Source organism: bacterium (assembly GCA_026416715.1).
Taxonomy (GTDB): Bacteria; UBP4; UBA4092; order JAOAEQ01; family JAOAEQ01; genus JAOAEQ01.
The window spans coordinates 86,142-106,257 of record JAOAEQ010000001.1 but is presented as its reverse complement, the minus strand read 5'-3'; the positions used below and the strand labels follow the sequence as shown (position 1 = coordinate 106,257).

Below are 20,116 nucleotides of genomic sequence, written 5' to 3'. Positions count from 1 at the left end.
AACCAAAATACTAACTAAAGCAATCTTAATATAAAAAGGAGTTATCTTCGTATGTATATCGGCACGTTGTATCATGGAAATATTCAGATGGACCGGTTACCACCGGGGAATGAACCGTTAGTTGTGAAAGGATATTCCGCTACGTTGGATATTTATGAGAAAAAGCATAAAGATATTCCCGTTAATTTCAATATTACCGGTCCCACCATTGAATATCTGCGTGATAACTTTCCGAAAATGATAGAACGGCTCCGTCGTGGATTGCAAGAAGGGCGATATGAAATTAGTGGAACGTTATATCCGAACGCTATCCCGCAATTAATTAGTTATGAAGGGATACGCAAGCATATTCAAAAACATCAGGAGTTAGTTGAGGAATGTTTTGGGGTCAAAACCAAAGGATTTTTCCCACCGGAATTTGTTTGGGACCCGTCATTAGTTCCGATATTAAAAGAGTTTGATTTAAATTGGTTCCTGTTTGAAGAACGGTTATACCAATGGGGAAAAGCAAAGAAGTTAAATTTCGGGATTCTCGGAACCTATGGAAATTTTACTATGGAAATATATCCGGAAGTTGATGCTATCCAATTACCATCGGTAAGTTGGATGGAACGAACTCATCCGGTAGAAGTTATTGGCGTCGATGGAACGATCATCGGCTTATCCGCACAACGAGAGTTCTCGCGCATGGGCGTGATTTTTTCTTATCTTTCTGATAAACGAACATTAGCGGATGTTGAAGCTGGGTTCCGTGAAATTGAAAGACAAACGGATGATAAAGCGTTCGTGTGGGTCTACTGTGGCGATTTTGAATATATGGGATATACCAACCCGTATGGCTATCCTGCAGCGGGATTTGCGAGTGCTGCGCAACGGTTCAGTTCGATCTATGATTTACTGAAAAAGAAATTCGAGGTTAAATTCAGCACGGTTGATAACTATCTGAAAAAGGTTAAACCGTATAATAAACTCTTTATGAAAAACGGTGCCGGAACCGAACGCGACTCCGCACTGCGTATCTGGACGGAAGACCCCGGTGCAGCGCGATTGAACTATCTTGCTGACCGACTCCGGGAGAAACTCTATATTTTATCAATTCTTAAACGGTTATCCAAACGACTTGGAATAACACCTGAAATTATGCAGGATGTATCTGCGGCGGAGAAATCCGCTTGGGATGCTCTGTTGATTTCAGAAAACGGAGATACGCGCGGATGGAATCCTACTCCGGAACGACGGCTGTTCGGTTATCAAAAACTCGCGGAAGCTGACCGATATGCTGAAAAAGCGATAAACTTGCTCCTGCCACCTGAAGAAACCGAACAAAAGGAACAGGAGAAAAAGAGAACCAAGAAATCGAAACGATAGAGGTTATTTTTTTGAGTTTGGCAGCGGAGAGAAGCAAGAGCGGGTTTAAGCCGCTCTTGTTCTCCTCCGCTCGTAAAACCAACTTAAAAAACCAGGTAACCGAAACATTAGCAATGAAAGGAGTGGTGTTAATGCAACGCTGTCGACAAAAAATCAACTCAATTAGGTATGCCAACATTTTTTTGTTTATTTTGGTTGCAATGTTTTTCTCGGTTTGTTCAAGTTTTTCAGCGATGACATTGGTCGGATATATTAATGGAGAAAAAATCGGGTCTGGGGTTGCCCCGAATGACCGGGTTGGCTCGATTATGTTGACCACAGACCGCTGCGATTTAAACTGGGGTGAAATAATTCTCCGTGGCGCTACTCCGTTCACAGAGAACTGGCAGAAATATCAATCATTATTTCCAGATAATTGGACAGTTGCTGCAGGGAACCAAATGTTTTATCGGTTAGTTGGTGAGAAGAATCGATTCTTAAATGTTTTTCCGGAGAATTCATATACTCGGTTAGTGTATACTCCCGGAGCGATTCAGGGAAAAGGCGGACAGGTAGCCCAGTTTAGTCCGCCGTATGAGTTAACCGTGCAGGTTGAAGCGACGGGCGCGAATGTTTCCGGATATCGGTTGCGGATGGGAATTGGTGCACCGTCAGCTGACCGTGTTGGAAGTTTACAATGTTATCAGATAGCAATTCATGAAAATGTGATTAATATACGCGACCGGCAAGATGAACGTGTGTTTGAAAAACCGTATCAGTTTCCGCTCGGTCCTGTAACGTTACGATTGCTTGTTCGGAAACCGATTCCGGTTCGGTTCACCGACGTAAATCAAGAGACCGTAGAAACTATTGGAATTAAAGGATGCTATATAACCGTAGAAGACCGAAACGCTAATTCCGATGCAAGCACGCATCAGCAGGTTACGGTTAAAGTTACCACGGCAACCGGCGATGAAGAACAGTTCAGTTTACCTGAAACCTGGAAGAATAGTTCAGTGTTTCAGAATACGAACGTGATTCAAGTTGTTGCAGGAAACCCGATTCCAGGTAACGGAATTCTGGAAGGAACGAATGGAGAAGCGGTAACCGTCTCCTATGGTTCAAAAAATGCAGAAGCGAAAATAGCGTTCTAGGATTATATGTTTATATGATGTATAAAGACCGCATATTCAAAGTAAATGGTAAAGTTATACAACTGATTTGGCTCTTTGCATTGCTCGGTGCTTCCTGGGTTCCGGCATCAAATCGTGTGTTGAATAGCGGATTTGAATATTTATGGGGAAGCGGGAATGTTCTCGCCCGACATTGGACGCGCTCGAATACGAGCTATTGCTATGCAACGAGTGGAGCAGGTATCGGTCATTCAGGGAATGCGGCGGTTTATGTGACCAGTGCGGATGTTAGTCAAATCAATAGTTGGACTTCGGAGAAATTTGCGGTGACTCCCGGCGCAACATATACCTGTCAGGTATGGATGAAATGGGATAACGTTTCTGCAGGAACGATTCGCGCTCGGTTCCGCTGCTACGATGCGAACGGAGTTCCTGGAACCCAAGTGGGCGAATTCACCTTAAGCACAACGGGGAATTCTACTGGCGGGTGGGTTAAATTTTCTGGGAATTATACCGTGCCATCCAGTGGACGGTGTATGGATGTATATCTCGCGACTGAAAATGCAAACGCTGGTGCGTGGGTGTTGTTTGACGATGTATTGGTAGAAAATCCGACGCCAGGAACTCCGCCGGATAACCTGATTATCAACGGCGATTTTAAAGGAATTGATGGAACCTATCCTGCCTTCTGGAGAAGGAATACCAGCGTAACTTATGCTGGGTTAACGAGTGGCTTATATCGTTCAGCAACTACCAGCGTATATATCACACAAGTTAGTGGAGCGAATTTTATTCGAGAATGGTATATCGCTGAAGGGAGTAATCATGGATATATCGCTATCGATTCAACGAAAAACTATCGGTTCGGCGGCTGGCTGCAATGGAGTAGAGTGACTATTGGAAACATCGGAGTGCGTGTTGAATGGATGGATTATAGCGATGATACGATTAGTATAACTGCAATTGCAACGAATGGAAATAATACTAGCCAATGGATGAATTTAGATAGTGGGGTCGTTTCACCGCCAGCGGGTGCGGTCGCTGCACGAGTGCGATTGTTTAATACCGATACCGTATCAGTTAACGCTACCGGCTGGTTTGATGATGTCTATTTTCAGGAAACGAATCAAACGGAGAGTTCGTTTACGGTTCGGGCGTTATCATACAACATTCATCATTGCGAAGGAACGGATTCAGTTTATAATGTTAATCGAGTAGCCGATGTGATTGCTGATGAAAATCCTGATATCGTCGGGTTAAACGAAATTTGGAATCTATATTATTCTCCGTTTGATAATCAGGTAGAATTAATTCGTGCACGATTACAATCTCGACTAGGTGGTACCTGGTATAGTGCTTTTGGAGCAAATGTTGATTATGGTTTTAGTATCAGAATAGGTAATGCGATATTGAGTCGGTATCCGATAATATCGTATTCGAACTATACTATTAAACCAACGTTGGGAAGTGAACAGCGTGGTTGTTTATGGGCAGCGGTTAATGTTAACGGAACCATCGTTAATGTTTTTGTTACCCATTGGGCACATGATGATGAGTCCGAACGGCAATTGAGCGCAGACTCCTGTTTAGTATGGATGAGTCAAGTTCCTGAACCGAAAATTCTGCTAGGCGATTTGAATGCACGAAGTAATAGCGATCCATTTCGTCGGATGCAAACACAATATGTCGATACGATTGGAGTAAGCGGGTTTGGGTTTATTAACACTGTCAGCAATCCAAACCCGACGGTGCGAATTGACCATATTGTGGTTCCACAATATACAACCGTAAAAGAAGCACATGTGGTTAGTTACGGTGACGCTACCGTTGCCTCTGACCATAGACCGGTCACTGCATTAATCATTGGTGGTGGATATGTAAAACCGGATATTCCGAGTCCGAATCGGATATATAATTCCGGGTTTGAATTCGTTAGTGGAGATAGCGCTCGATTTTGGTTTGCATCAGATGCCGGATTATGTAAAGTTACGACTGATTCGCATTCCGGAAGTTATGCCGTTTATTGCAGAAGTACGTCGAATACGCAAATCAATAAATGGTTTAGTAACTTTATTGCGGTTACTCCGGGGCAAACCTATAATTGTTCCGGATGGCTTAAATGGGCAAATGTTACCACCGGAAAAGTTAATCTCGAATTTAAATGCTACACAGCGAACAGTTCAGCATATTATTCGGATAATGCGCTTGGAAGTTTAACCTTACAGACGAGTGGGAATTCTGTGGTTTGGTCAGAATTATCGGGAACGTATACTGTACCGTCAACGGGAGCGGCGCTGCGGGTGGTTCTATCTATCGAGAGTGCTAATCCGGGGTCATTCGTGATTTTTGATGATATTTCGGTTGAGAACCAACAAGATATACCGGAAAACCTGATTATCAATAACAATTTTGAAGGACGAGATGATGCCGGCGGCGCGTATGTAGAGTATGGCGCTTATTGGCGACGGAGCACGAGCACTACTAACGCTCGGCAGGTTTATACCTATTATGTTTCACCGACAACGAGTTATTGGATTATGAATCCACCGGGAAGCAATCAGTTTCGGCGGAATTATCAAGCGTTCGCTGAAGTCGGTAGTCCGGGGAGTCCAGTTATTATTCCGATTACTATTGATACTGCTAAAAATTATCGGTATGGTGCAAAGCTAAGAACATATTGTGCGCCTACATCCATTAACGGTAATGCACAAGCGGGAATTCAGCTATATTGGTATAATGCAAGTGATAATCTCCTAGGAATTACATCTACGTATATAACCATAAGCAATAATTCCAGTCTATCACCATGGATAGACTTAACAGGAACAATTGGAAAACAGAATATTCCTGCAGGTGCGACCTATACCCATTTTAATATATACTTACTTTCTACGTTATCCAATGCGACTGCGTGGTTTGATGACGTCTATTTTTTAGAAGATGACTATATCCCAGTAGAATTATCTGAATTTCGGACGAGTATTGATGATATGCAAAATACAAATACCGCAGAACAGGATATCTCTGTAATACGAAATAAAAGAAAAGAGCAATAATAATTTCGTATTTCATACTTGATACTTAATCCTTGCATCCTAGGGGAGGAGAAAATGGTTGTCGGATATTTACATACAATAGATTGGATTTTTATTATCGGATATATGGTGTTTGCTATTGGATTAGGGTTATGGCATTCACGAAAGTCAACCACTTCTGTTAAAGAGTATTTTGCTTCTGGGCAAGGTGCACCATGGTGGATTCTCGGTACATCAATTGTGGCGACAACGTTTGCGGCAGATACACCGTTAGCGGTTAGTGCACTTGTCGTTCGGCGGGGAATCGCAGGGAATTGGTATTGGTGGAACGGTGCGTTAATGGGAATGTTTGCAGTTTTTTTCTTTTCGCGCTTATGGCGCCGTGCAAATATCTTGACCGATACCGAACTCGCTGAACTCCGATATAGCGGAAAACCCGCAGCGGTACTACGTGGGTTCCGTGCGCTGTATTTCGGGATACCCTATAACTGCATCATTATGGGTTGGGTAAACCTCGCAATGGCGAAAATTATCACGGTTACCCTCGGTCTGCCAGATACACCGCGCACCAAATTCTGGGCGGTAACCTTTTGTTTTTTCCTAACGTTTATTTACACCGCATTAGCGGGTATCCGTGGGGTTATGATAACCGATTTCTTTCAGTTTATTCTCGCGATGTCTATCGCGATCATCACGGCGGTACTCGGGGTAATTGCGATGGGAGGAATGCCGACCATTCTGCAAAAAATAACCGAATTCTATGGCGCAGGGAAAGAACAAGCGATGATTGCGATGATTCCATCAAGTCTTGAAGGAGCAATGATGCCAATCAGTTGGTTTCTCATTTATGTTGGTTTCCAATGGTGGACTAGCGGGAATACTGATGGCGGTGGATATGCAGCGCAACGTATGATTTCCGCTAAAAACGAAAAGCATGCTATGCTCGGGTATCTCTGGTATAACATCGCTCATTTCTGTTTACGTCCGTGGCCTTGGATCGTGGTTGGATTAGTTGCTGCAGTAATGTTTCCCAATCTACCCGACCCGGAACAAGGATATATTAAAGTTATGATGAGAGTGCTTCCGGTAGGGGTTTTAGGACTTGGGTTAGCTGGGTTCCTCGCGGCGTATATGTCAACCGTAGATACCCAAATGAACTGGGGCGCATCGTATTTAATCAATGATTTCTACCGTCGGTTTATTAAGAAACAAGCGACAGAAAAACATTATGTTCTTGCTTCCATTGTTGCCACGTTGATTATCGCACTCTGCGGTGCTGGAATGACGTTTTTAATGCAATCGATTGTTGGTGCATGGGAATTATTAACCCAAATTGTTGCAGGAGTCGGATTAGTGTATATTCTTCGCTGGTATTGGTGGCGGATTAATGCGTGGAGTGAAATTTCCGCGTTAGCAACTTCATTTTTCACCGCATTTTTCCTCCGAATATTCAAGATGGACTGGTTTACCACACGATATATGACCGAATCCGCGTTATCCTCGATGCCGGCATGGCTTGCGAATACCGTGCAATATCTGAATAAACTGGTATTTCCAGAAAATCTCTTAATTTTAGTTCCGGTGTGCGTTGTGGTCTGGTTAACCGTGACCTTTTTAACTAAACCGGTTGATGAACAAAAATTGATTGAGTTCTATAAACGCGTATATCCTGGCGGACCAGGCTGGAGACGAATCCGAGAAAAAATTGGGAGCGAAATTCCGTTGCCAAGTACCGGCACGAAAAAGAATCTTCTGAATTATCTTGTAGGCGTTATTTCTATATATAGCGCATTGTTCGGTATCGGAGAATTGATTCTTGGAGCGAAACTACTCGGTACGATCTTAGTGCTTATTACTATTGCTGGCGGTTATTTCTTATACACTCGACTTTCGGAAGAAAAATGGGATAGCTAATTTAGTTGTTTGTTTTCAGTTTTCAGCTTTACGACTGACAACTGATAACCGACAACCGATAACGATAATTAAAGGGAGGTGAACAATATATGAGACATAACAAAGGATTTACCCTAATTGAATTATTAATCGTTGTCGCGATTATTGCGATTTTAGCAGCTATAGCGATTCCGAACTTTTTAGCAGCACAGACCCGGTCGAAAGTTTCGCGAAGTAAAGGAGAAATGCGAACATTAGCGACTGCAATTGAAGCATATTATGTTGACCATAATGATTATCCGTTAATGATGCTGATTGCCTATGAAGGTGGATACCAGGATGTTTGGCATGTAGACCCATTTGTTGGCTCTGGAGGAACCAACGAACAATTTATGTCACAGAAACTTTCGATAACGACACCGATTGCTTATATTACCAAAGAACCGGAAGACCCATTTTATGTCATCCCGCAGTATACCGGATTTCATCCTGGGTCAAAACGATATTGCTATAGTTCTGCCAACGCATACTACTGGTATCAACCACCACCCAATCCGGATTGGCATCGGTTAGTTTTTGGTGAATGGCGTATTTGGGGTAGCGGACCTGACCGTGACCGAAGAGATATTTATATTCGTGGTGACCGACAGACTTCCGCGCTCACCTATGACCCAACTAATGGAACGATGAGTAATGGCGATGTGCTCCGTTGTCCGCGGTCAACCGATGGTGCTCGGCCGTTTGTGAGTGGAATCGTTGAATAATGCTGGTTATACAATAGACCGGCGGGTGTAATAAATCCCATATCCGCCGGTATCTCTTTAAATATCGGAATATGGTAATGTTTCGGTATTATCAGCTCACTGTATTATTTTTTATAGTTATACCTTCAATTACTTTTGGTACGACCTATCATTTTTATGTTGGTAGTTTGCATGCGCATACGTCCTATTCGGATGGAATTGGGACACCAGCGAGTGCGTTTACGTATGCGCGGGATTCCGCAAAACTCGATTTCCTGGCGATAACTGACCATCATACCCAGTTAACTCAATCTGAATTCGATGATATCCGAACGCAAGCTGCTATGTTCAATCAGGATGGAGTATTTGTAGCTATCGCCGGTCAGGAATGGACATCTAATAATGGACATAGTTGCATCTTTGAAGCAAATTCTATATTTACTACTACGACAATCAATGATTTCTATAAAGAACTCGAAGCGAGTGGTGCGAGTGCAACATTTAATCATCCGACTTATCCATCAACCGCAGTGTTTAATAATCTTAGCTATTCTTCGACCGCAGATGTCGGATTGAACGCGATGGAAGTCCGTTGGGATGGAACTCCACCATATTCTAACCCCGCTTATAACGAAGAAGCGCGGTATATCATTGCGTTAAATAACGGTTGGCATATCGGAACGGATGGTTCCCAAGATACCCACGATGGCACCTGGGGTGATGCTACATCCGATTTCGGGCTCGCGTGCTGGACGATTGCTATTGCCACTTCATTAACCAAATCGGATATTTTGGATGCGCATCGGAACCATCGAACGTATTCAACCCATGACCGGAATCTCGAGTTAACATTCAAACTCAATGATGCATGGATGGGAACAACTTTAACGAATCCGAGTTCGCTCAACTTTTATATTTCAGTTTATGACCACGATACGAACGATAGATTCCAGCAAATATTACTGTATCATAATGGGTCAGTGGTAACTACAGTTAATATTAATACCAGCAGCTATATCTGGCAATTTTCGTTATCGACTCCAACGGAAATTAAAGAACATTATTATTTTGTTAAAACTATTCAATCGGATTGGAATCGAGCATGGTCGAGTCCAATCTGGGTCAAAATTCAACCGAACACAGTTGAGTCCAGCAAATGGCGCTATCTACCTAAATAATATGATACAATAGAACAGCAAAATTATCTTATCTGAAATTGGCGCAAGGGATTTTTATGAAAAAAAATTATCGGATTTTATTGGTTGGTTGTATCATTATAATAATATATATATTCGGTTGTTCCAAAAAAGATGTAACTAATACAGGACAATCCCCTACTATTCTAACCATAACCACCTGGGATAATAGTTCGACGCAGATATTCCGCCGCCCGTTTGTTCAAGAGTTTGAACGACGGTATCCGAATATCAAAGTTAAATTCATTGATATTCCAGCAACGCAATACTATGCGAAACTCCAAACGATGATTGCCGGAGGAACTCCGCCCGATGCAGCTTATCTTGCGTATGATGAGATACCGATTTTCGCCACGAAAAAAGCAATACAACCGTTAGAACCCTATTTAGCAAAATCAAAAGATTTTGATTTTTCTGGATACTATCCGCGGGTAGTCGAAATGTTAAAATTTCAAGGGAAGATTTATGCGGTTTCCCGCGATTTTACTGTATTCGGATTATATTATAATAAAGATATGTTTGATAAAGCAGGAGTGCCCTATCCGGATGAAAGTTGGGATTGGAATAAGTTTCTTTGGGCAGCGAAAAAATTAACCAAAGATATCAACGGCGATGGAAAAATTGACCAATATGGTTTTTCACCGGAACCATGGTTAGATTCGTTCATCTATTGGATTTGGGCGAATGGCGGTGAAATTGTTAGTGAAGATTTGAAGACCTGTATTATCAACAAACCGGAAGCGGTTGAAGCGTTGCAGTTCGTTGCGGATATGCGAACCAAACATAAAGTTGCTCCGTCGTTAGTTGCGTCGCAGCAACCCGGACAGGGGACACTGGATTTAATGGCAGCGGGTAAACTCGGAATGTATGTTAACGGCAGTTGGATGATCGGTTTATTGCGGCAGCAGGCGAAATTTAACTGGGATGTCGCTCCGGTTCCGAAGGGACCAAAAACCCGGGCTACGGTTCTATTCACTGTCGGTATGGTTATTCCTACCGGAAGTAAACATCCGAACGAAGCATGGGAATATCTCAAATATCTCGGTGGTCCGGCAGGACAATCCTTTTTCGGCAGTACCAAAATTGCTAGTGGTATCCCTGCGATTAAAAGTATTGCAGAATCAACCGTGTTTATTGACCCGACGTTACCGCCGGAACATATTCACGTTCTGCTTGATGCGGCAGCAGATTATGCGCGTCCGTTGCGGTTGCCACCGCAAATGCATGAAATCTATGAAGTATTGATTCCAGCAACCGACGAACTCTGGCTTGGTCGGAAAACCGCAAAACAATTCGCTGATGAATTAAAGCCGAAAATAGACAAAATTCTTGCCAAACCGATTACGGAATAAATACCAAGTACCAAAGTTCTAAATACCAAACTGTTTTATCGTTTGTGCCTTATCTCTTTTTCACTTTTAGCATTTATCTTGCTAAAACCTAGCGTTTTGGTTTTTAATATTATTTGAACATTATAAACTTATTTAGGACAGGATTACAGGGATTAAACAACCTTTGTAATCTCTTTTTTTAATTACCATAGACGACGTATTATGGATATTAATCTGATTAAAGAATTGATTTTAACCTTACCGATACTATTCTTTTCGGTTATTCTGCATGAATGCGGCCATGGGATTGTTGCGTATAAATACGGAGATCCGACCGCAAAAATGCTCGGGCGAATAACCCTTAATCCGATACCGCATATTGATATATTTGGAACAATTATCCTCCCGGTTATTATGGCGATAACTACCGGCGGAAAAGCGGTGTTCGGCTGGGCGAAACCTGTTCCGGTAAATCCATTTAATTTACGGCATCCCAAACGGGATATGATTTGGGTTAGTCTCGGTGGATTAGCGGCGAATATTTTATTAGCTTGTATCGGTATCGTTGTGCTAGTAATCTTAAGTCGATTACCGATGATGATTGGCGAAAATCAAGTAGTTGATGTACTCGCTAGAATCTTTGCGTATCTATTTTTTATCAATGTTCTATTAGCCACATTTAATTTTATTCCGATTCCGCCATTAGATGGTTCTCGTATCGTTATGGGGCTATTACCAACACCATTATCGCAAAAATATGCGAGATTAGAACCGTTTGGTATAATTATAGTATTCGCTTTATTATATTTAGGGGTATTCGATATCGTTTTTAAAGTGGTTTTACATATTGTGATGTTAATTTTTCCAGTACTATTTTGAACTTAAGGATAATACTAAAGTTAGAATCGCCGTAACGTAGATTATATACGATATTACAGGTTGATAAATCTCAATCAACACTGTACGTTACGTTTTACGTGATTTAAGGGTAAAACACAGAAAGGAAATTGAAGAAGTATGGAACGAAAACGGATATTGAGCGGGATGCGACCAACTGGGAAACTGCATTTAGGGCATTATTGCGGTGCGTTGCAGAATTGGGTACGATTACAGAAAGATTATCAATGTTTCTATATGATAGCAGATTGGCATGCGTTAACCACTGACTATGAACGGATTGGTCCAATTCGGGAATATACTTTGGATATGGTTATCGATATGCTAGCCGCAGGGATTGACCCGGAAAAAAGCGTGGTATTCATCCAATCGCAAGTCAAACAGCATGCAGAATTAGCGTTATTATTAGGAATGTTAACGCCGCTACCGTGGTTAGAACGTGTCCCAACGTATAAAGAACAAATGCAACAGTTAACCGGTCGAGATTTATCTACGTTCGGGTTTCTTGGGTATCCGTTGCTACAAGCGGCAGATATTATGATTTATAAAGCGCATGCGGTTCCGGTTGGAATAGACCAGCAGCCACATATTGAGTTAACTCGGGAAATCGCGCGTCGGTTCAATTTCTTCTATGGTGAAATTTTTCCAGAACCGGAATGTCTTCTAGCGGAAGAATCGAAAATATTAGGGCTAGATAATCGGAAAATGAGTAAAAGTTATGATAACGCAATTTATTTATCCGATACCCCGGATATAATTCGGAAAAAAGTGAGTACCATGATAACCGACCCGGCAAGAGTGAAACGGTCAGATCCGGGTCATCCGGAAGTTTGTAATGTATTCACGTTCCATAAAATCTTTTCTCCAGCGGAGGTAACAGCGGAAGTTCAGCATAAATGCGTGCATGCGGAAATCGGGTGCGTTGAAGATAAAAAGAAAATGGCTGAATATCTAATAACCGCATTAGCGCCGCATCAAGCGCGACGCGCCGAGTTAACGAAAGACCCAGCGCAGGTGTGGGATATATTGGAACAGGGACGGAAAAAAGCGACGATAGTAGCAGAGCAAACCATGGATGAAGTGCGAAAAGCAATGCACCTTCGGTGAATTCCTAATGTCAAAATCCAAATGTTAAATAAATCTAAAAGCGAATCTAAATCAATTAATCTATTTTATCGAGGATTGAATGATTTATTGGGGTTTCCATAGGAGCTATGGCAGCATCGTATCAGGTTAAGCTAGAAGTATTTGAGGGTCCGTTTGATTTATTACTGCATTTGATTCGAAAAAATGAGATGGATATATGCGCGGTTTCATTATCCGAAATTACCGGACAATATTTGGCATATATCCAGATGATGCATTCGTTAGATTTAGATATTGCCGGTGAGTTTTTGGTTATTGCGGCTACCCTGATATATATTAAATCCCAGAAATTATTACCGCAACCTGAGTTGCCGCCGGAAGTTGAAGAATTCGACCCGGAAGCAATGTTGCTAGCGCGATTAGCGGAATATAAGAAATATAAAGAACTGGCGATGGAACTTGATCGGAAACGGTTAGCCCGTGAACTGATATTCATGCGGGATAACCACCGGCTCTATGAAGCACAAGATGAAGAATATACGATTACCGCTACGGTGAACGATTTATTTTTAACCTATAAACAGCTGTCACGGTTTATGGAACCGCCTGCGGTATGTGAAATTGACCCGGAAGATTATACCATTGAAGCGAAAATAGATTATCTGAATAAATTACTCAAAACCAGAAGCCGATGGAAGTTTAGTGAACTTGTTGGCTCGATAGCAAGTCGGTTAGAACTAGCGGTAACCGTATTAGCGATGCTGGAATTGTGCCGATTGAAACATGTCCAGCTCCGGCAACCGCAGTTATTCGGCGAGATCTATATCTCAAAATATACAAAAAGAAAGTTCCATGGGTTAAATCAGGTAAATGAAGCAAATAAGATGAATGAATTGGAAGAAGTTACATCGCCTTAATTGGTAGTGTTTTGCCATATTTAACCCGTTAGGTTCGGTTTTATGCGGTGTCCGTATTGCCATCATGCGGAAGATAAGGTAATAGATTCTCGCGAAGCGAAAGACGGGATGGCAATACGCCGTCGCCGTGAATGTGAACGATGCGGTCGGCGGTTCACCACCTACGAATATATTGAAGAAATCCCGTTAATGATTATAAAAAAAGATGGACGCCGTGAACCATTTTCACGAGAGAAATTGCTCGCTGGAATTCAGAAAGCTTGCGAGAAACGACCGGTAGCAACCGAAACGATTGAATCTATGGTGAACGAAATTATTGCGGTGTTAACCAGCACGGTCGTTCAGGAGATACCGAGTAGTCGTATTGGTGAATTGGTGATGAAACGGTTAAGAAATCTTGACCATGTAGCGTATGTCCGATTTGCTTCGGTATATCAGGAGTTCAAAGATACCGAAGATTTCTTAAGTGAACTGCAGGCTTTATTAGGTAAAAAGAGAAAGAAAAGAAATAAAAAATAGCGCTGGTGTCAAATACAACGGGGTTAACGTTATTTGAGAAGTTTATAGTTTTTTAAAGTTTAACGATGAACTAAAACTTATAAACCACAGGCAGAAAACCCTAGAAAAATTAGATAGTTTCATCGGGATAACGTGCGTTTTCGCAATGATACTCTAAGAACTTATAACATAGGAGAAAACCACTATGCGAACTGTAAAAATTTATGATACTACCTTACGCGATGGTCAACAGGCGGAAGGGATAAGTTATTCGATAGAAGATAAACTCCGGATTGCGCAAAAGCTGGATGAATTTGGTGTTCATTATATCGAGGGAGGGTGGCCTGGTTCGAATCCGAAAGATGCCGGGTTTTTTAATCGAATTAAACATATTCCACTAAAAACCGCTAAAATTGCAGCGTTCGGGAGCACCCGCCATGCGAAAAACTCAGTAGCTAACGACCCGAATATTATTGCGTTGTTGAAAGCGGAATCGCCGGTAGTAACGATTTTCGGAAAAAGCTGGGATTTACATGTGCGCGATGCGCTCCGGGTTACGCCTAAAGAAAACCTCGAGATGATTTATGATTCTGTTTCTTATTTAAAAAAACAAGGCCGAGAAGTTATCTATGATGCGGAACATTTCTTCGATGGTTATAAAAGCAATCCGCAGTATGCGATTAAAACCTTACAAGCTGCAGCTGATGCTGGCGCTGAAGTGCTCGTCCTTTGCGATACAAACGGCGGAACAATGCCAAATGAATTAGCTAAAATCATTACTGAAGTTAAAAAGACGGTTTCGATCCCGCTGGGTATCCATGTGCATAATGATAGTGGAGTAGCGGTAGCGAATTCAATTATTGCCGTTGAACATGGAATTGTTCATGTTCAAGGGACCGTGAACGGGTTTGGTGAACGATGCGGAAATGCGGATTTATGCTGTATAATCCCGAATCTGATTTTAAAATATGGTATCGATTGTATCCCGAAAGAAAATCTCAAACGATTAACCGAAGTATCACGGTTTATCGCTGAGACTGCAAATATGGTTCCGAACGATAAACAGCCGTATGTTGGATATAGTGCGTTTGCGCATAAAGGCGGAATCCACGTTAGTGCCATTCAACGGAATCCGGAAACCTATGAACATATTCGTCCGGAACTGGTTGGAAATACCCGGCGAGTTTTGGTCTCCGACCAAGCCGGGAAGAGCAATGTCTATTTCAAAGCGGCAGAATTAGGGATTGAATTAGATAAATCTACTCCAGAAGCGAAAGAAATCGTTAACCGAATTAAAGAATTAGAAAATTTAGGATATGAATTTGAAGCAGCAGACGGAACGTTTGAACTGCTGGTGAAAAAAGCAGTTGGAAAACATCGGTCGTTTTTTACCCTAGAAGGGTTCCGGGTTATCGTTGAAAAACGGGGGAATAAGATTGTATCAGAAGCGACGATTAAAGTTCGGGTAGATGATAAATTCGAGCATACTGCGGCTGAAGGTGATGGACCGGTCGATGCGCTCGACCATGCGCTTCGGAAAGCGTTAATCGAGTTTTATCCGCAATTGAAAAAAGTGCGGTTGACGGATTATAAAGTTCGGGTACTTGATGCGAAAGCCGGTACCGCTGCGAAAGTCCGGGTTCTGATTGAATCTACTGACGGAAAAAATGAATGGGGTACGGTTGGCATCTCGGAAAATATACTAGAAGCATCTTGGCAAGCGCTGGTTGATAGTATTGAATATCTACTCTTAAAAGAAGAAGAAACAAAAAATAGAAGGATGAAAGAACATAAGAACGGAAAAAATGTAAACTAAAAATCGAGTTAAAATTGTTCTTTTGTTTCTTCGTTTTTTTATTCTATCGTGGGGTTAGTCAATGAGAAACTTAATGATTAGTGTTGCTGGGATTCGGGGGATTGTGGGAGATAATGTTACCCCGGAATTGTTTGCGAAATTTGCGGCTGCTTATGGTAGTTTCATCGGTGGGGTAGGGAAAAAACTTGTTGTCGGGCGGGATACCCGCGTTTCTGGTGAGATGCTGAAATTTGCGGTAGTCGCCGGGTTGGTTTCAGTCGGCTGTGATGTGATTGATATTGGAATCTGCCCAACGCCAACGGTTGGAATGGTGATTAAAAAACTGAAAGCAGACGGCGGGATTGTATTAAGCGCATCACATAATCCAGCGGAATGGAATGCGTTAAAGCTTGTCTGGAACGATGGGATTTTTATGGATGCTGAAACTGGAAAAAAGTTTTTAGCCCTATTTGAAAAGAATGCAATCCATTATGTTCCGTATAATAAATTAGGGAAAATAATTCCGTTTGAAAAAGCGATTGACCTGCATATTAAAGCAGTTCTATCAGTTATCAATCCCGCAATTATTAGAAAGAAACGGTTTAAAGTGGTATTAGATACTTGCAACGGTGCTGGCGCAGTGATTATCCCCAAATTATTAGCTCAACTCGGGTGTAAGGTTATTCATCTCAATAGCGCGCTTGATGGCAAGTTTGCGCATAATCCGGAACCGTTACCGGAAAACCTGATTCAACTCAGCAGAACAGTTAAATCTGTAAAAGCGGATTTCGGAATTGCGACTGATCCGGATGTTGACCGGGTAGCCTTTGTTTCCGAAAAGGGGATTCCGATTGGGGAAGAGAATACGTTAGCGTTATGTGTAGACTACCTACTAAAAAAGAAGTCAGAAATCAGAAGTAAGAAGTCAGATAAACCGGTTATCGTCGTTAATCTATCTACTTCTCGGATGCATGATGATTTAGCCGAAAAATACGGTGCGAAGATTATCCGCACCAAAATTGGGGAAGCGAATGTCGCTCGCAGAATGCTTAAGGAAAAGAATTGTTTAATCGGCGGGGAAGGAAACGGCGGAGTTATCTATCCGCCGGTGCATTATGGTCGCGATGCTGCGACCGGAGTAGCACTGGTGCTCGAATATCTAGCGAACTCCGGGAAATCTCTTTCTGAACTAGTGCAGGGTATCCCGCAATATCATATTGTTAAAGAGAAATTTGCATATCCACGGGAGAAAATCCCAGTATTGCTAGAGAAACTTAAACAGAAATACGCTGCTGAACAACAGGATTTGACCGATGGCTTAAAAATCGTCTATCGAGATAGCTGGGTGCATATCAGGTCTTCAGGAACCGAACCGGTTATCCGGATTATTGCCGAAGCGAAAACAAAAGCTGCAGCACAGCAACTTTGTAACAATATTCGGGAGTTAGTAAAGTAAGGGTTTGATTTACTTGACCACCGAAGTCTTGACGAAGGTGGGTCAAGCCCATTCTGTTTACCCACTAATAATCAGAATACTGCCTTAGGTTAGGAAAAGCAGGACAAGTAGACTTTTAGAGATAACCAGATTCCTGCGGGTAAGTGAAGCAGACCAAGTTGAAGTAACACCAAATAATGCCAACAGGAATATAATAACTAGCGGGATGATGAACATAAGGTTATATAGCAAAAGATAGCTATATGCTTTGAATTTGACGGTAGAGTCTTTGGTCATAAAAACCAAAGTCGGCAGATAAACCTGCCCGGTGCAAACTGATTCAAGGAGTGAAACTAAAATACCGGTTGTAAATGTTGCAACAACTAATCCTTTTAATTTAAATTTTTCCCGCATTACCTGATGTATTTTTTCTTTGATGCCTTTTGGTAGCTGCATGGTCATATTATTAGTCTGTTTGGTTCTTAGATAAACGACAATATCGTATCCACTCAATACTGCAAAAATGAATGCTATTTCTGCTACTCCAAATCGCAGAATATGATGAACTAAAGGAATGCTGCGTAAACTACTAAGAACCTGCAACGCACCTAATCCAAGGAGGAGATACGTTAGAAAAACCGCAAGGGTGAAAAAGATGCCAACAGTTAACAGTTCCGGCTTGGTTTTCCCAACTAGCGCTAGAAGTGAAATAAAGAAGACAATAGTAGTAAAAGCACAGGGATTAAGCCCGTCTAATAGTCCAGCGCTAGCAATCAGAAAAGCATTGAATCCCTGAAATCGATTAACAATCACTGCTGGAACGGAAGAAACATCGCTGGTCAAATATCCCGAGCTTTTATTCGGGGCTGTCAGCCGGTCAATTGACGTGACAACAGGTAAATTTGAGGTTGTGGTTTGATTTACCTGCCCACCAAAATCTTGATGAAGGTGGGTCAAACCCACCGTCTTGTTTCCAGAAGTAACTTCCAATTGTTTCTGAATCAGCGCTTCTAGTTCCTTAAGTATTGCAGTCTTCCCTGCTAGACATTTATCGCCAATAAAGAGTTTCATCGAGACATTATCGGTATTTTTGTACTTATCCTCATATTGAATCAATAGCTCATAATTCTTAATATCAGAAATATCATAGCTCTTTATTGTAAGTAAAGCACCGTATTTCCCTTTTAGCTTTGGCAATAGTTCATCTTTGACTTCTGGACACTCGTGACAATTTGCGACATAAAAGAATACTAATTCTATCGGCTTAATATCTGTTTTTGGGCTAAGTGTTTGGATTGTAGATTCACTAGCAATTGGCAATCCGGAATGCACTAACGCATAGATAGGAATTTCTATCCTTGGTTGAACTAGATTATCGGTATTAACTAAAACTTTTCCTTGAATTCTACCACTTTTAATTTTCGGTTTCAATGTCAAACTGAGTTCATAAAGCTCTTGCTCTTTGATTATCTTGGTTGTAATGTGTTCGACATCTGCTATAGTTTCATTTACCTCAGTTTCAATCTTTTTAATGGTAAATTTCGTGCGACCTTCACTGGTCAAAGCAATTTTACGGGTTAATTCTTCCCCTTCTTTGAGCAGTCCGAAGAAGAATTTTGATGGAACAGCAATAATATCTCCGATGATATTTCCTTCTATTGGAACTTCAATTTTGGGTTTCTGTTGATTATCAGTAGCAATAACGAGTTTTTCGTTAAATTTTCCTAATATCAATCTTGGTCTAAGAAAAACTGAAATAACAGTGCCTTTTGTTTCGATAGTATCGATTGCTGCAAAAATATGAGCCGAAGAAGTAGTCAATTTTGTTACTTTTACTTGTTTATCTTCAGGGTTAGCTAGATAAATTTTCTTTTGTACAGTATTCTTGTTAAAGATATCGCCTAAAAACACCCGACTCGGAAAGACATTTGTACCCGGTTTTATTTTTGCAGCTATTGTTAAATAGATATGCGGTTCATCCGGGTCGTTTGAACTAATAATTATAAGATGCGATTCTTCTCCTTGACGCAAACCAGAATCATAACTTACCTTAATTTTGCCAGTTTGTCCCGGAGCAAGTTTATTCTTCGTTAAAAGTACAGCTGCATACCCACAGCTCGAACGCACCCGAGAAATCTCTAACTCCTTGTTACCACGATTATTAAACCTGAAAACATGTGTAGCTTTATGCTCTTGTTCGAGTATACCAAAATCATATTCCATCTCTTCAAATTCGATATCTGGCGCATTTGCCATTTTTTGTTTTTTCTGATGTTTTTCTGCCAGTGGTTTTGAAATCACTAACACTTCACCTTGCCAGATAGATTCAAATTGCTCTTTCGTTACTAGAGTGGGAAGCTGCGGTGGATCAATAATTCTAAGCTTATTCCCAACTGATCGTTCGATTACAAGGAAATGATTATCTTGAACATATGCAATGGCCGGGCTTTTTAGCTTTAAAAGCCCTTCATAGTTTATACGTTTACCAATAGCAATTAATCCTTTTCTCTGCGCTGCAATATAAAGGTCGTACATGCTAATCTTGTCATTCTTTCCATTAAATAATTGTTCTATATTATTCAAATCTATTGGCTCATTTAAAAGCTTACATACTTCATAGAAACAATTTATTCCGCAATTGAATTTTATGCCCAAACCGGTGGCCAGTATTTCATTTGCGGTACTTTGAGCAGAAGAGATGGAGTAAGTAAGATTACTTAATACTAATGATATAATAAAAATGAGAATAATAATGATAAATTTTTTATCCATAAGATATTCATAATAAAAAAGGTGATACTAAATTAATT

13 protein-coding genes and 1 pseudogene are annotated in these 20,116 nt (G+C 41.3%); 13 read left to right on the top strand and 1 reads right to left on the bottom strand.

Features of this window, described 5'->3' with window-relative positions:
* Positions 1–51: 51 nt before the first annotated feature.
* From N3A72_00415 to glmM, 13 genes and pseudogenes are all read left to right on the top strand, one after another.
* Complete coding sequence (locus tag N3A72_00415; GenBank protein MCX7918074.1) at positions 52–1,368, top strand: hypothetical protein; 1,317 nt, start codon at positions 52–54, stop codon at positions 1,366–1,368.
* Positions 1,369–1,385: 17 nt separating this feature from the next.
* Positions 1,386–2,501 carry a hypothetical protein gene (locus N3A72_00410; protein ID MCX7918073.1) on the top strand — a complete coding sequence of 372 codons (1,116 nt, stop codon included), beginning with the start codon at positions 1,386–1,388 and terminating at the stop codon, positions 2,499–2,501.
* A 14-nt stretch (positions 2,502–2,515) separates the two neighbouring features.
* The gene (locus N3A72_00405; GenBank protein ID MCX7918072.1) at positions 2,516–5,536 is read left to right on the top strand and encodes an endonuclease/exonuclease/phosphatase family protein; all 3,021 of its coding nucleotides are present in this window, start codon (positions 2,516–2,518) and stop codon (positions 5,534–5,536) included.
* Positions 5,537–5,590: 54 nt separating this feature from the next.
* Positions 5,591–7,429, top strand: coding sequence for a Na+:solute symporter (locus N3A72_00400; GenBank protein ID MCX7918071.1), 1,839 nt, complete (start codon positions 5,591–5,593; stop codon positions 7,427–7,429).
* An 89-nt stretch (positions 7,430–7,518) separates the two neighbouring features.
* Positions 7,519–7,608 (top strand): annotated as a pseudogene (locus tag N3A72_00395) (prepilin-type N-terminal cleavage/methylation domain-containing protein).
* A 635-nt stretch (positions 7,609–8,243) separates the two neighbouring features.
* Positions 8,244–9,329 (top strand): CehA/McbA family metallohydrolase, encoded by a 1,086-nt coding sequence (locus tag N3A72_00390; GenBank protein MCX7918070.1) that lies wholly within the window; start codon positions 8,244–8,246, stop codon positions 9,327–9,329.
* A 56-nt stretch (positions 9,330–9,385) separates the two neighbouring features.
* On the top strand, positions 9,386–10,699 hold the full coding sequence (locus N3A72_00385) for a sugar ABC transporter substrate-binding protein (protein MCX7918069.1): 1,314 nt from the start codon (positions 9,386–9,388) through the stop codon (positions 10,697–10,699).
* 201 nt (positions 10,700–10,900) lie between these two features.
* On the top strand, positions 10,901–11,557 hold the full coding sequence (locus tag N3A72_00380) for a site-2 protease family protein (GenBank protein MCX7918068.1): 657 nt from the start codon (positions 10,901–10,903) through the stop codon (positions 11,555–11,557).
* A gap of 138 nt (positions 11,558–11,695) precedes the next feature.
* A complete protein-coding gene (trpS, locus tag N3A72_00375; GenBank protein ID MCX7918067.1) occupies positions 11,696–12,682 on the top strand; it encodes a tryptophan--tRNA ligase in 987 nt (328 codons plus the stop codon).
* 107 nt (positions 12,683–12,789) lie between these two features.
* Positions 12,790–13,578, top strand: a complete 789-nt coding sequence (locus N3A72_00370; protein ID MCX7918066.1) for a segregation/condensation protein A — start codon at positions 12,790–12,792, stop codon at positions 13,576–13,578.
* A gap of 42 nt (positions 13,579–13,620) precedes the next feature.
* The gene (nrdR, locus tag N3A72_00365; protein ID MCX7918065.1) at positions 13,621–14,097 is read left to right on the top strand and encodes a transcriptional regulator NrdR; all 477 of its coding nucleotides are present in this window, start codon (positions 13,621–13,623) and stop codon (positions 14,095–14,097) included.
* A 184-nt stretch (positions 14,098–14,281) separates the two neighbouring features.
* Positions 14,282–15,892 (top strand): citramalate synthase, encoded by a 1,611-nt coding sequence (cimA, locus tag N3A72_00360; GenBank protein ID MCX7918064.1) that lies wholly within the window; start codon positions 14,282–14,284, stop codon positions 15,890–15,892.
* A 61-nt stretch (positions 15,893–15,953) separates the two neighbouring features.
* Positions 15,954–17,327, top strand: coding sequence for a phosphoglucosamine mutase (gene glmM / locus N3A72_00355; protein ID MCX7918063.1), 1,374 nt, complete (start codon positions 15,954–15,956; stop codon positions 17,325–17,327).
* Positions 17,328–17,411: 84 nt separating this feature from the next.
* Here the strand turns inward: glmM and N3A72_00350 are convergent, their stop codons facing one another.
* The gene (locus tag N3A72_00350; GenBank protein ID MCX7918062.1) at positions 17,412–20,078 is read right to left on the bottom strand and encodes a DUF1573 domain-containing protein; all 2,667 of its coding nucleotides are present in this window, start codon (positions 20,076–20,078) and stop codon (positions 17,412–17,414) included.
* Positions 20,079–20,116: the final 38 nt, after the last annotated feature.

What these genes read in the sequence shown, in the direction of transcription:
- trpS (MCX7918067.1), top strand. Translation starts at nt 11,696, where the DNA reads ATGGAACGAAAACGGATATTGAGCGGGATGCGACCAACTGGGAAACTG.
- N3A72_00400 (MCX7918071.1), top strand. Translation starts at nt 5,591, where the DNA reads ATGGTTGTCGGATATTTACATACAATAGATTGGATTTTTATTATCGGA.
- N3A72_00380 (MCX7918068.1), top strand. Translation starts at nt 10,901, where the DNA reads ATGGATATTAATCTGATTAAAGAATTGATTTTAACCTTACCGATACTA.
- glmM (MCX7918063.1), top strand. Translation starts at nt 15,954, where the DNA reads ATGAGAAACTTAATGATTAGTGTTGCTGGGATTCGGGGGATTGTGGGA.
- N3A72_00390 (MCX7918070.1), top strand. Translation starts at nt 8,244, where the DNA reads ATGGTAATGTTTCGGTATTATCAGCTCACTGTATTATTTTTTATAGTT.
- N3A72_00405 (MCX7918072.1), top strand. Translation starts at nt 2,516, where the DNA reads ATGATGTATAAAGACCGCATATTCAAAGTAAATGGTAAAGTTATACAA.
- N3A72_00370 (MCX7918066.1), top strand. Translation starts at nt 12,790, where the DNA reads ATGGCAGCATCGTATCAGGTTAAGCTAGAAGTATTTGAGGGTCCGTTT.
- N3A72_00415 (MCX7918074.1), top strand. Translation starts at nt 52, where the DNA reads ATGTATATCGGCACGTTGTATCATGGAAATATTCAGATGGACCGGTTA.
- N3A72_00385 (MCX7918069.1), top strand. Translation starts at nt 9,386, where the DNA reads ATGAAAAAAAATTATCGGATTTTATTGGTTGGTTGTATCATTATAATA.
- cimA (MCX7918064.1), top strand. Translation starts at nt 14,282, where the DNA reads ATGCGAACTGTAAAAATTTATGATACTACCTTACGCGATGGTCAACAG.
- N3A72_00350 (MCX7918062.1), bottom strand. Translation starts at nt 20,078, where the DNA reads ATGGATAAAAAATTTATCATTATTATTCTCATTTTTATTATATCATTA.
- nrdR (MCX7918065.1), top strand. Translation starts at nt 13,621, where the DNA reads ATGCGGTGTCCGTATTGCCATCATGCGGAAGATAAGGTAATAGATTCT.